The sequence below is a fragment of the Capnocytophaga sp. HP1101 genome, assembly GCF_054772415.1.
The window spans coordinates 139270-152716 of sequence record NZ_BPUU01000009.1 but is presented as its reverse complement, the minus strand read 5'-3'; the positions used below and the strand labels follow the sequence as shown (position 1 = coordinate 152716).

Genomic DNA, 13447 nt, shown 5'->3' with positions numbered 1-13447 from the left:
TCTTGGCAAAGGATAGTCAGATGATGATTCACCTAATGCTTCAGGAGAATAAGTTTCAGCTTTAGTAAGATAGCCTAAATTTTGTCCTATTAAGGAAAAAGTTCTAAGCCTGTAAGCCCTATTTTCTTTAAAATATCCTTTTCAAAATCATATGACAAGGCTACTTCACGAAAAGCTAAATAACTACCTTCATAAATAAACATTGAAGAACTGCGGAAATAATTTCGTTTTCCTAATTGGTCTGCCCACATATATTTAGGATATTTGGCAGTAGGATTCTCAGGTGTCCAAGTATCTTTTACCTGTTCTACTGTATTGAATGTACCTTGCCCGTTTCCTAAATACCAAGGTAAGGCATTTGCTTGCCCTATACGTTGTTTGAAACCAAGTGCATAGTCCATTCTTCCTGAAAGACGTATATTTTTATAGCTTACACTTGTAGTGATACCACCAGTCCATTTAGGATACATATTTCCTACTTTTACTAAATCGTAGGCATCAATCATTCCATCGCCATTCACATCTCGCCAAATCACATCACCTGGTTTAAGAGGTAATCCTTTAGCTTTTTCGATATCAGGAAGCTTAGCCCAAGCTGCAGGTCCATATAATTTTTTTGAGCCTGTTACATCTACCAAATTATTAGCTAATTCTCGAAGTTGCTCTTCATTTTGATAGATCCCTAAGGCTTCAAAAGCATACATATCGCCAGGCATTTGCCCTTCTTGATAACCTCCTACCCATTTTGTTTCTCCTGAAGTACCATCATATACTTCAAAACCATTTTGCCTATTATTTTTCAATCCATTATAAGGAAGTTTAATTACTTTATTTCTATTATGGGCAGCATTGATACCTAAATTCCATTTCCAATCTTCTTTATCAATAATACGGAAATTCGTTTCAATTTCAATACCCCTATTTCGGAAGGTACCATTATTAGACTTGAAAGAAGACGCTCCTGAAGAGTGAGGAATATCCATATCTTGTATCTTATCTTGTGTTAAACGATCATACACTGTAAAATTAGTAGTAATACGATTGTTTAGGAAGCCTAAATCTAAACCAACTTCGAAAGTACGTGTTTTTTCCCATAAGAGTCCTTTATTAGCGAATAAGCCAATAGCATATCCTACTTGTCCTTTATACTTATTCGTATTATAAGCTCCTTGCAAGGTATAATCACCTATAAGAGTATTTCCATTGACATCAGTACTAGGTACATTTCCGTTTAATCCCCAACTCGCTCTTAGCTTTGCAAAAGAAAGAACATCTTTCACTTTTTCAGGAATAAAATCTTCACGTGTAATAATCCAACCGGCTGATGCCGCTGGGAAGTTACCCCAACGATTATTTATCAAGCGTGAATAACCGTCACGACGCACTGTAAGAGAGAGCAAATACTTATCGGCATAGTCATAGTTCAAGCGCCCAAAATAAGACCTGATACGGCTTCTACTATGCCAAGAATCAGTACCGCGTTTTCCTTCTTTAGTTGAAGTGAGACTTAAATCTTTAAACTCATCGGTAGGAGCTTCTCTACCTGAAGCACTAAGCCCTCTGTTGTAACTATCGTAAAACTCATACCCTGCCATTGCATCGAAATGATGTTTTTCAGCTACATTAAACTTATAATTTAAAATGGCATTATAAGTTTGACGGATTGTTCTATTAAAAGAAGCTGAAGAGGATCTTTCTCTACTCCAATAACTGTCACCTCTACCTGGTGCAACTCTATGGTCTCTGGTAAAATATTCATCATAGCTTTCATCAAACATTATTTGACCACTGACGGTGAGAGAAAGTCCTTTATAAATATCAGCTCTTAGACTCTCACCAAAATTAATTTTATTAGTACTTCTATCTTGGTCAAAAATTCCTTCAAAATAACGAGGGTTTCCATCTTCTACAGCTCGTCCCATCACTAATTCACCATTTACTCTTTCTTTTTGAGTAGGAGGAGCTGAAAGCATACGACCAAAATAAGAGGTGTTTGATCGACCATTCATATTGCCATACCAAGTGGCATAAGCAATAGAAAAGTTACTTGCTGAGGTAAGCCAAGGGCGTAACTTATAATCGGCATTAAGCGTTCCGGTAAGCCTTTGATACCAATTGCCTATTGGTAAACCTTCTTGATGATAATAACCTAAACCTGCATAGTATTTCCCTTTATCATTCCCACCAGTCATTGAAACCGTATAGTCGCGGGTAAGTGCAAATGGGCGAAAGGCATTTTTACTTAAATCAAAGTTACTAAAGATAAGTTCTTTACCCGTTACAGGATCTATCATTGTTTCCCAACCTTGAGAAAGCAATATTTGTTTTTGTTCTGGTGAAAGATTCTCAGAAAGCATCGTAGACCAATAGGCATTTGCGTTTTCATTAGGATTTAATAAGGTATTATCTGTTTTACTCACAAAATGTTTATTGCCTGTTCCGTAAGGTTGTACCCCACTTAAAGAATTGTCAGAGGTATAACCTTGCCAATTACCAGAAGCGTCCTGCCAAATATGAGAGCTATTGTAAATTGCCATACGTTGCCAATATAAATAATCTCTTGCATCTAAGAATTTCATCTGATTATTCATATAAGCATAACTGTGTTTTAACTTTACTGAAAGTGATGAAGAACCTTCTCTACCTCTTTTAGTAGTAATTAACACAACCCCGTTACTGGCTCTCGCACCATATATAGCCGTAGCTCCCGCATCTTTTAAGATATCCATTGATTCGATATCATCAGGATTTAAATCATTCAAACCACCTCTCACTTGTCCGTCTACTACAATTAACGGTGAACCTGAACCGTCGAGATTAGTACCCCCACGAAGAATCAAATTAGGGGTTGAACCTGGATTTCCTGAGGTTTGTGATACACGTAATCCTGCTACAGCTCCAGAAAGTGCTTGTGCTGGGTTAGCAAACGAACCCGTAGAGAGTGCTTCTGCTTTTACCGTCGCAATAGAGGCTGTTACCTTAGCCTTTCTCTGTGTACCTCCATAGGCTGTAACTACTACTTCATCTAACACATTGGCTTCCTCCTTTAATGATACATTAATAGGACGACTCCCAGATACTCTTCTCTCTTGGGTAGTATATCCTACAAAGCTAAACACAAGTGTCTCGCCATCTGTCACATTGATAGAATAATTTCCATCAAAATCAGTTTGCGTGCCTCGAGTAGTACCTTTTACGACTACTGAAGCACCTGGCAACGGTGTATCTCCAGAAACAACCGTCCCTATAATCTTTCTCTCTTGTGCCCAGCCCATAACTGAAAATAGCAACAAGAAAAATACACTTAATAAATACTTTTGCTTCATTACTTTAATTTTTACTGATTGATTTTATACAATGGGGTAATAGGTTAGTTATATATTGTTTTTACATTTGGTTACATCTGCTGAAAAAGTCGATGCTTTCTAATTCTTTTTTGATAATCACTTCTTCTTCATCCGTGATGTTTTGGAATGGGGTACGGTTGATCCCCAAATCTACCCCGAGAAGTTTCATTATGCGTTTGCCACACACGATATTGCCACGGTATTTAGCAATCACGTTGATCACATCCTGAGCGTAGTTTTGCAACTCGGCAGCTTTGGCAATATTGCCTTTGTGGTATTCCTCAATGATGCCTACCAATACATTGCCTATATAGCTACCTGTACCGCTGATACCGCCACGAGCTCCACCCATTACAAGAGCATTGAGGATAGTCTCATCTAAGCCGTAGAGCATATCGTACTTGCCGTTGTTGTACAGCATACATTGGTTGTATTCGTACAAAGGTTCATAGGTGTATTTAATCCCTGCTAAGTTAGGAATACGACCATCGGCGGCTTTTAGGAAAGGCAACATAGGGAGGTACACTCCGTTGAGCACCGGAATATGGTAGAAATAGAAAGGCAAATTAGGAGCTCCGCAAGCTATTTCTTCGCAGTATTTCACGAGTTCTTCCACTCTGCCAGCTTTAGGGAAAGGCGATGCCATAGCCCCAATACCGAAAGCCCCGATTTCTTGAGAGTGTTGTGCCATTTTGTAGCTATCTTTGATACAGGTAGCCCCGCAGTGCACAATCACTTTGAAATCTTTAGGCACTACTGATAGCCAGCGTTCAGCTACTTTCATACGCTCTTCTACGGTCATCATATAGCCTTCGCCAGATGAGCCGTTGATAAATACCCCAATCAAGCCGTTTTTTTGCAAGAGTTTAGCATAATCGGCGATAGGTTCTAAATTTACCTCTCCTTTCTTATCAAAAGGAGTGAAAGGTGCTACTATGAGCCCATTAATTTTTTCGAATGTCATTATGTTTAGTCGTTATTTATTAGTCGTTAGTTTTCACACAATTCTCTTTTAGGTTTTAGGAATAGGAGCATCAGTACGATAGCTACTAATATAATAATAGAAAGTTTACTGAAGTCGGCTCCTAAGTTCCCAGCATCAGTAGAGCTACCGAGCATTAGGGTTACAGCATAACCTGCAAACACACCTCCCATATTCATAATACCATAAGCGGTAGCGCGCTGTTGTGGAGGTATAATTTGGCACAAGATAGGCATATTGTTCGTATCGAACATACCATAACCAATACCAAAGAGCAGTGTAGCGCCTATCATTGCAGCGTACGAGTGACCAAAACCTATGAGTATCAAAGCTGGAATAGTAAGACCAAGCCCAATGGTACTGGTGTAAATACGCGCTTTGATGTTAGTTTGCACCCAGCGGTCGGACAGCGTACCGCCTATGAGCACTCCTAAGAAAGAGGAGATGGCAATAGAAATCGTAGCCATTGGTCCCGCGGTTGCCATAGGTACGTTTAGGTTGCTTGCAAAAAGCGTAGGCAACCAGTTCTTAGTGCCCCATCCTGGGAAGCTCGATGCCATAAAGTAGAACAAGAGTATCCAGAAGGAGAATGTGCCAAATACTAAGGTAAGCGATTGCAACAGTGAATTTTTAGGTGCTGTAGCAGTTTGCACAGTTACTTGTGGTTTACGCTCTATGTCAAAGAGGATAAACACTAAGAAAATCGCATAGATAATCCCTGCTATACCAAACCAGTGGAATACAGTATGCCAAGAGTAGTTGGAGGCTATCGTAGCACCGAAACCACCTAAGGCTTGCCCCGCATAGAGTCCCGACATATGAATCCCGACGGCTAAAGAGCGCGTTTTGGACGAGTGATAATCGGCTATCATAGAGAGAGCAGTTGCCAAGTAGAGTGCTTCACTGAGTCCCATTAGGGCGCGCAACCAATACACCTGATTAAAGGTTGTCGCATAACCCATACCATAAGTTACTGCCGACCATACAAAGAGGCTTCCTACAATCATCCATTTGCGGTTCACACGGTCGGCAATGATACCCGCTACAGGGCTCATCAGTCCGTAGATGAGCAAGAATACACCCATCAAGCGACCAAAGTTTTCGCCTTCGGCAAGTTCTTTGATGTCCATTTTCATCGACTCCTGCATTGTAGAGAGCATTTGCCGGTCTAAGTAATTCAGTAGGGCAACTACCCATAGCAGTGCCACTACTATCCAAGGGTATATTTTACTGTTTTTCATTTGAGTTTCAATTTGTAAGTTTTTGGACTGCGCACCCCAGGTTTGAGTTCGCCTTGTACGAGATAAAACTCGTTAGGAGTACCTACTAAGGTAGCTCCAGCGCGGGCAAATTCAGACTGAGTAGCTAAAACACTCCACTGTTTAGTCTCGGTGTCAAATAGATAACACTCCTTATTGAAGTTGTAATATTCAATAGGTTGTGTCATATAATGCGACATATACTCATAGTTCTTTTGCTTGCGCTGCTCATCAGTAAGGGTAGAGTCCTTGCCTAAGAGGTAAAGGTCAGTAATAGTGTTAATAAACAAACGATGATTCACGCCTCCGAAGCAAGCAATATAGCGGTTATCAATAGCCAAAGCAGTAGCACCTGTGAGCGAAAATAAGTCTTTAGCAGGGTATTCTTGCACGGCTACTTCTTGCCATTGCTGTTGTTGCAGACTGAATGTTAATACATTGTCGCCCATCACAGGCTTTTGTGAAGTATCGCCACCAAAGAACCCTCCTAGCATATACAAAAAAGTGTCGTTTTCTCGTTCAACAGCCACTACTACAGGTTGCACTCTTGCCACACCAAGGAAATCGGGCAAGCGATGCCACTCGGTATCGGTAGCTATATCAATGTAGTACACTTTGTTAGACGGTTTGCCTGAAGCGCTCCCGCCTGCTACAAACACTTTCGTGCCTACGCTCGTACCTGCAAAATTGTCAATAGGTTCAGGCAAAGTAGGAAAACCAGTAAGGGTAAGACCTTTTTCTTTAGTATACTGCACTTTATAGCAATTGGGTAGAGAACTGGTAGCTGTTTGTCCGCCTATCCACAGATAACCGTCGGGAATAGCTACTGACACCCCATAAGCAGCTGCTTCAGGCAGTTTACCTACGGTTTGCCAAGTATTCTTTGCGGTATCAAAGTGAAGAATATCGTCATAAAACACTTTTTTACCCCCTTCAAAACCTAATTTATCAGGGAAGTTACAACCACCCGCTACGAACAATTCGCCGCTGAAGAGCGCTGCATACGAAGCAGATACCCCTTTTTGGAGGTTACCTTCTAAGCCCTGGGTAGTGAGTTCTGTAATATCAATTTTCATAGGTTGTTGTTTTTGGGTGCAAGAGGTGAATATCAACAAAAGCACCATTAACCATTTATCGTTTATCATTAATCATTGAAATTGTTTTCCAAACTTGATACAAGCCACGAGGCACGTGGAAACAGCCTTTCCATTTACCGCCTTTCAGGTCGAGGAGTACATCGCCTTGGCGGTTCAAGTAGCCCCACCATTCGCGGTATTCATTGTCTTTGAAGTGTTGCCAAGTGTAGTTGTGCACTTTTTCAAACCACGCTAAGCACTCTTTATTGCCAGTAAATTCATAGCCTTTGATGAGCGAAATGAGCGTTTCGATGTGCACCCACCACAGTTTCTGATCCCATTCGAGCTGTTGAGGCGGACAACCTTTTCTATCCATAAAGTAATAGATACCACCGTACTGCTTATCCCAACCGTAGTCAATCATTTTGAGAGTGGTTTGCACGGCTTTTTCAATGAGTTCAGGACGGTTGAGGCGTTTGCCTAAATCCATAATGAACCACATCGCTTCAATAGCGTGACCAGGGGTAAGCTGGCGACCTTCAAAGGTATCAGAAAGCGAACCATCGGCATTTACATTTTCCACTACGATACCGCCGAGTTCAGGGCGCAAGAACACGTCCATCACCTCGTGAATGCAAGTCTCCATAGTTTGTTTGATGAAAGCCTCGTCTAATAAAGGTTCAATCTCCAAAGCTAAATTACAAAGAATCATAGGGAGGGCGAAGTTTTTAAGCGAACGCGTACCAGGATAGGATTTACTCCATTTGCCCTTAGGGTTATCCTGTTTGGATAAGATAATATCAAAGGTGCGTTTGGCAATGTCAGCATACTCTTGATTGCCTGTAGCAATGCTCAACTGACCGAACGCCATAGTGGCAAAGGTATAAGAAAATATATTATAAGGTTCTACGAGCGGGTTACCCTCACGGTCTAAAGAGAAATACCAATTGAGCTGACCGTCGTGACCGTATTTTTTGAGGAACTCAGCTCCTTGAATAGCAGCATCGAGCCATTCTTGGCGTTTTTCTACACGGTTGTAGAGCATCGAGAAGAGCCATACCTCACGCCCTTGTAACCAGATAAACTTATCGGTGTCAAACACATTTCCTTGGCGGTCGAGACAAGTCAAATAGCCACCGTATTCTTTGTCTTGCGATTTTTCTAACCAAAACGGAATAACGTTTTGTAGCAATTCATCGCGGTATTGTTTTTCTAATTGTTTAAAATCCATTGTTTAAATAGTACCTTAGTTTTTATTGTGATAAAATTTCTATTCTTTTTTAATCGACGGAGCAAAATAACAAATAAAAAATGATATAACCAAATATTTAATAAAGTTTTTTATATATATTTTTTACAAATAGATATCCTTCAATTTAATCAACTGATTTTCATATATATAATAATTATAAATTAAATATTATATTTTCGTATTATTTCGTAAAAATAACTGTAAAGACACTTTTACATTTCCATTTTGTTCAATTTTTCGTCATAAGAAATGTTCAAAAATAATTTATTTCACAAACTTTTTCTTCCAAAAGAACTAATATAATAAAACTTTTAATTAATAACTGAGAAATAACTTATATTAACAATTAATTGCGGTAAATCAATTAAATTAATTTTGTTATGTGTGTTATGTATAAAGTAACATACATAACTTTGTACTATGCTTTTTGTTCTTCTTTACTTCACTACAGTCCCTGCTCTAAGGGTGTCCGTAATGACAAAAATAAGTAAATAAGAGCGTTTTCTTTTCATCTTACTCCTGTTTTATGTTTGCTCCTTATTCATTTTTCAGTCACTTATTCATCATCTTCTCGTACGACTCGCACCGTTTTTATTTGTTTATTCTATATTTACCCGTGTAGCTCGCACCGTTCTCTGCTCATTCATTCTTTATCTGTCCGTGCGGCTCGCGCTGTCTTTTGTTCGTTCATTCTATATCTGTCCATACAGCTCGCACCGTCATTTGTCCGTTCATTTTATATCTGCCCGTGCGGCTCGCGCTGTCTTTTGTTCGTTCATTCTATATCTGTCCATACAGCTCGCACCTTCATTTGTACGTTCATTCTATATCTGCCCGTGCGGCTCGCACCGTCTTTTGTTCGTCTTTTGTTCGTCTTTTGTTCGTCTTTTGTTCGTCTTTTGTTCGTCTTTTGTTCGTCTTTTGTCCATCTGCCCGTGTGGCTCGCACCGTCTTTTGTTCGTCTTATCTTTATTTAAACTTTATTATTTGCCTGTGCGGCTCGCACCTGCCTGTGTGACTCGCACTGTGGTATTAACAGCACATTTGCTCATTTATTAATTATTCTGTATCTTTGCACCCTAAAATTAACAAAAGACTATGATTTATGAAATATGTGCCAGCTCATTTGAGTCGGCTAAAAATGCTGAAATAGCAGGTGCTACCCGTATAGAATTGTGTAGCGAATTAGGCGTGGGAGGCGTAACTCCCAGCTATGGATTGATTAAAAAAGTAATGGACGAGCTCACCATCGGTAATTGTGTGCTGATACGTCCGCGCAGTGGTAATTTTACTTACACCGAGGAAGAGTTTGACGTGATGTTGCGCGATATAGCACTTTGCCGTGAGTTGGGTTGCCAAGGCGTGGTAACAGGCGTATTGCACCGCGATAATACCATTGATGAAGAACGTACTGCCCAGCTCAAAGAAGCAGCGGGTACTATGGAGTTCATTTATCACCGCGCTTTTGATTGTGCTCCCGACCCTATTGTAGCGATAAAAACCCTCAAGCGTTTGGGGGTAGAACGTATTCTCACTTCTGGTGGTAAAAAGTCTGCTATTGAAGGCTTAGAACTCCTCAAGGAGCTCAACCAGATTGCAGCAGGGCAACCTACTATTATGCCTGGCGGTGGCATCAATCAGCAGAGTATTGTGCAAATAAAGGCTGCTGGTTTTACTGAGGTGCATTTTTCAGGTACGGTTTTTGAAGACTTAGGCACATCGTTGCCTTTCTCGTTTAAAACAGAGGCTTTCTTAGATGAAACCAAACGCCCCATTTCAAGCGTTGAAAATATTGAAAAAATCATAAGTGCGAGCTGCACAAGCAATTAATTTATGTTATATATTATTCTCATCGGCATTCTTGCTGTTTATTTTCTACTGTCTTTCTATGCGAGTAGAAGTCTGAACACCCTCAAAGCTCCTCGTTGGCTCAAATGGGCATTTTGGCTCGTAGCTATTGCAGTTGTTGCTCACTTGCTTTATCATTGGTTTTGCAGGGGGAAAGTAGTGTGGAGTGCTCCTCAGCAATACGCCGTTGCGGGCTTACTCACGTGGCTTATCATCTGTTTGTTTGTAAGCATCCCGCTACTATTGGAAGATATCACTCGCCTTGTAAGAGCTTTGTTTCGCAAACCTGCTAGCAATGCACCTCGCATTCCTTCACGCCGTAAGTTTGTGAGTACTTTGGGCTGGGGCTTAGCGGCGATTCCGTTTGCTTCTATCCTCTACAGCATTTTTAAGGGTAAATATAACTACAAAGTATGGAAATACACGCTTGAGTTTGACAATCTCCCCAAAGCATTCGATGGCTATCGCATTACGCAAATATCCGATATCCACTGCGGAAGTTTCGACAACTACGACAAAATACGCTATGGAGTAGAGCTCATCAATGCGCAAAAAGGTGATGTAATCCTTTTTACAGGCGATTTGGTAAACAACTTAGCCGATGAGGTACACGATTGGAAGTCACTTTTTGCTACCTTGCACGCTCCCGATGGGGTATTCTCAATTATGGGCAACCACGATTACGGCGACTATTCATCTTGGGAAAGTCCTGAAGCTAAATTGCAGAACTTACAACAACTTTTCCGTATAGAAAGAGAAATGGGCTGGCAATTGTTGCTTAATGAGCATTGCTATTTAGAACGCAATGGCGAGAAAATAGCCCTTATAGGGGTGGAAAATTGGGGACACGGCAGGTTTTCTAAGTACGGCGACCTCAATAAAGCAATGGAAGGTGTAAATGACGAGGATTTCAAGATATTGATGAGTCACGACCCTACCCATTGGCAGGAAGTAGTTTTGCCTGAGGGTAAGAATATCGAGCTTACGCTCAGCGGTCATACTCACGGTATGCAGTGTGGTATCGAAATTCCTGGTTGGCTCAAATGGAGTCCGTCGCAATACGTTTATAAGTATTGGGGCGGAATGTACGAAGAAGACGGTAAATATCTAAACGTAAACCGCGGTTTCGGTTATCACGCTTTCCCAGGCCGACTCGGTGTATGGCCAGAGATTACCGTTATTGAACTGAAATGTAGTTAGTTTGTGAATTAGCTTTTTTGTGCGTACCTTTGCACCCTTAAAACAGTATTTATGGATACATTCTCAAAGGAACTTCAAAGACTCAATGCTCCTCAACAAGCGGCTGTACTTCAAAAAGAAGGTCCTATTATTGTAATTGCTGGAGCTGGTTCAGGTAAAACCCGTGTGCTGACTTTTCGCATCGCAAACCTAATGCGTCAAGGAGTCGATGCTTTTAATATACTTGCTCTTACTTTTACTAATAAGGCAGCCAACGAAATGAAAAAGCGCATTGCCGACCTTGTAGGCAGTACTGAAGCTAAGAATCTTTGGATGGGTACCTTTCACTCCGTTTTTGCTAAAATACTCCGCATTGAAGCTGATAAATTAGGTTACCCACAGAACTTCACTATCTACGATACTCAAGACTCTCAACGCCTTATCAATGGTATTATAAAAGAAATGGGGTTAGATAAAGATATTTATAAGTATAAACGAATACAATCTCGCATTTCATCTTTTAAAAACAATCTTATTACAGTCAGAGCCTATTTTAATAATCCAGAACTTATGGAAGCCGATGCTATGGCAAGACAACCTCGTTTAGGCGAAATTTATCAAGAATATGTTGATAGATGTTTCAAAGCAGGTGCTATGGATTTTGACGATTTATTGCTGAAAACTAATGAGCTCCTCAATCTCTACCCCGATGTATTAGTTAAATACCAAAAACGTTTCCGCTACATACTTGTTGATGAGTATCAAGACACCAATCATTCACAATATCTTATTGTAAAAGCCCTTGCCGACCGTTTTCACAATATCTGCGTAGTAGGTGATGATGCTCAAAGTATTTATGCCTTTCGTGGTGCTAACATCAATAATATTCTCAATTTTAAAAGTGATTACCCCGAAGCAAAAGAATATAAATTAGAGCAAAATTACCGTTCTACAAAAAATATTGTAGAAGCTGCCAACAGTGTAATTGAGCACAATAAAATACGCTTAGATAAAGTAGTTTTCACTGAAAATGAATTAGGCGACCCCATTAAAGTACACCGTAGCCCTACCGATGCTGATGAAGGACGCTTCGTAGCAGGCTCTATTTTCGAAAATAAGATGCAATACCAACTACCTAATGGGAATTTTGCTGTGCTCTATCGTACTAATTCGCAATCACGTGCTATAGAAGATGCTCTTAGGAAGCGTGATATCCCTTACCGTATCTACGGAGGTTTATCTTTTTATCAACGGAAGGAAATTAAAGATATGCTTGCTTATTTGCGACTTATCATAAACCCTAATGATGAAGAAGCTTTAGTGCGCATTATCAATTTTCCTGCTCGTGGTATAGGTGAGACTACTATGGAAAAACTTACCTTAGCTGCAAATCATTATAAGAAGTCTATCTTTGAGATAATGTACAACATCAATAAGCTACCTGACCTTCATATCAACAGTACCACAAAACAAAAACTTACTGACTTTGTGGTAATGATTCTGAATCTACAAGCTCTCAACCAGCAAGCTAATGCCTTTGAAGTAGCAGAACAAGTAGCTAAGAAAACAGGTTTATTACAAGAGTTCAAAAAAGATGGTACTCCTGAAGGTATTGCTAAAATGGAGAATATCGAAGAGATGCTCAACGGTATGAAGGACTTTGTGGAAGGACAACAAGACGTGGCTGATAGCACGGCAAGTTTAGCTGAATACTTAGAAGATGTAGCCTTAGCTACTGATATGGATAAGGATATTGGCGATGATGACCGTGTAGCCTTAATGACTATTCACTTGGCTAAAGGATTAGAGTTCCCATATGTATACGTTGTAGGTATGGAAGAAGACCTATTCCCTTCGGCAATGAGTATACAATCGCGTAGTGATTTAGAAGAGGAACGACGTTTGTTTTATGTAGCTTTAACACGTGCCGAAAAGCAGGCTTATCTCACTTACGCTGAAAATCGTTATAGATGGGGAAAGCTTTCGGACGCAGAACCCAGCAGATTTATTGAAGAAATAGATGACCGCTACTTGCAATACCTCACTCCTACCCTATCGAATCCTAATTACCGCTACAAACCTCTAATAGATAGAGATATTTTTGGTGAAGTAGATAAAAGCAAGTTACGCTTACAGAAACCTATAAGTGGTACGCCTCCTCATAAAAATGCCCCTATAGGTGAAGAACAACAGAAGTTGCGAAAGTTAAAACCTGTCAATACACTTTACAATTCTAATAACAGCAATAAAGCTACCTATAATGGATTAGACATAGGTACTACTGTTTATCACGAACGATTTGGGCGCGGTAAGGTAATAGCTTTAGAAGGTGCTGGTAACGATAAAAAAGCACAAATAAACTTTGAAGCAGGAGGTTTAAAAAATATACTGTTACGCTTTGCCAAACTAACAATTATTGATAGTACGAACGAAGATTTATAACCCGCATTACCTATTCTTTTTTTCAAATTAAAGAGCATTATACCTATTTCAAGCTGAGGTAG

Annotated in this window: 7 protein-coding genes and 1 pseudogene; 3 read left to right on the top strand and 5 right to left on the bottom strand. The window is 40.1% G+C overall.

Annotated features, from left to right (window positions below; genetic code table 11):
* Positions 1-89 precede the first annotated feature (89 nt).
* The 5 genes and pseudogenes from RCZ04_RS06695 to RCZ04_RS06675 all read right to left on the bottom strand — a co-directional run bounded on the left by RCZ04_RS06695 (position 90) and on the right by RCZ04_RS06675 (position 7895).
* On the bottom strand, positions 90-3326 hold the full coding sequence (locus tag RCZ04_RS06695; protein ID WP_460485217.1) for a SusC/RagA family TonB-linked outer membrane protein: 3237 nt from the start codon (positions 3324-3326) through the stop codon (positions 90-92).
* 61 nt (positions 3327-3387) lie between these two features.
* Positions 3388-4311: a beta/alpha barrel domain-containing protein gene (locus RCZ04_RS06690; protein ID WP_460485216.1), complete on the bottom strand. Its 924-nt coding sequence runs from the start codon at positions 4309-4311 to the stop codon at positions 3388-3390.
* 26 nt (positions 4312-4337) lie between these two features.
* Positions 4338-5570 (bottom strand): MFS transporter, encoded by a 1233-nt coding sequence (locus RCZ04_RS06685; RefSeq protein WP_460485215.1) that lies wholly within the window; start codon positions 5568-5570, stop codon positions 4338-4340.
* A pseudogene (locus RCZ04_RS06680) lies at positions 5567-6709 on the bottom strand (cyclically-permuted mutarotase family protein); the annotation flags it as partial. The pseudogene RCZ04_RS06680 and the gene RCZ04_RS06685, both read right to left, overlap by 4 nt.
* A gap of 10 nt (positions 6710-6719) precedes the next feature.
* Entirely contained in the window at positions 6720-7895 is a 1176-nt protein-coding gene (locus tag RCZ04_RS06675) for an AGE family epimerase/isomerase (RefSeq protein ID WP_460485214.1), read from the bottom strand.
* Between the two features lie 1119 nt (positions 7896-9014).
* Here RCZ04_RS06675 and RCZ04_RS06670 point away from each other — a divergent pair.
* The 3 genes from RCZ04_RS06670 to RCZ04_RS06660 are packed head-to-tail and all read left to right on the top strand — an operon-like array spanning position 9015 to position 13385.
* On the top strand, positions 9015-9746 hold the full coding sequence (locus tag RCZ04_RS06670; protein WP_460485213.1) for a copper homeostasis protein CutC: 732 nt from the start codon (positions 9015-9017) through the stop codon (positions 9744-9746).
* Positions 9747-9749: 3 nt separating this feature from the next.
* Positions 9750-10964 (top strand): metallophosphoesterase, encoded by a 1215-nt coding sequence (locus RCZ04_RS06665; RefSeq protein WP_460485212.1) that lies wholly within the window; start codon positions 9750-9752, stop codon positions 10962-10964.
* 51 nt (positions 10965-11015) lie between these two features.
* Positions 11016-13385: an ATP-dependent helicase gene (locus RCZ04_RS06660; RefSeq protein ID WP_460485211.1), complete on the top strand. Its 2370-nt coding sequence runs from the start codon at positions 11016-11018 to the stop codon at positions 13383-13385.
* The last annotated feature ends 62 nt before the right edge of the window (positions 13386-13447 follow it).

What these genes read in the sequence shown, in the direction of transcription:
- RCZ04_RS06695 (WP_460485217.1), bottom strand. Translation starts at nt 3,326, where the DNA reads ATGAAGCAAAAGTATTTATTAAGTGTATTTTTCTTGTTGCTATTTTCA.
- RCZ04_RS06670 (WP_460485213.1), top strand. Translation starts at nt 9,015, where the DNA reads ATGATTTATGAAATATGTGCCAGCTCATTTGAGTCGGCTAAAAATGCT.
- RCZ04_RS06690 (WP_460485216.1), bottom strand. Translation starts at nt 4,311, where the DNA reads ATGACATTCGAAAAAATTAATGGGCTCATAGTAGCACCTTTCACTCCT.
- RCZ04_RS06665 (WP_460485212.1), top strand. Translation starts at nt 9,750, where the DNA reads ATGTTATATATTATTCTCATCGGCATTCTTGCTGTTTATTTTCTACTG.
- RCZ04_RS06675 (WP_460485214.1), bottom strand. Translation starts at nt 7,895, where the DNA reads ATGGATTTTAAACAATTAGAAAAACAATACCGCGATGAATTGCTACAA.
- RCZ04_RS06685 (WP_460485215.1), bottom strand. Translation starts at nt 5,570, where the DNA reads ATGAAAAACAGTAAAATATACCCTTGGATAGTAGTGGCACTGCTATGG.
- RCZ04_RS06660 (WP_460485211.1), top strand. Translation starts at nt 11,016, where the DNA reads ATGGATACATTCTCAAAGGAACTTCAAAGACTCAATGCTCCTCAACAA.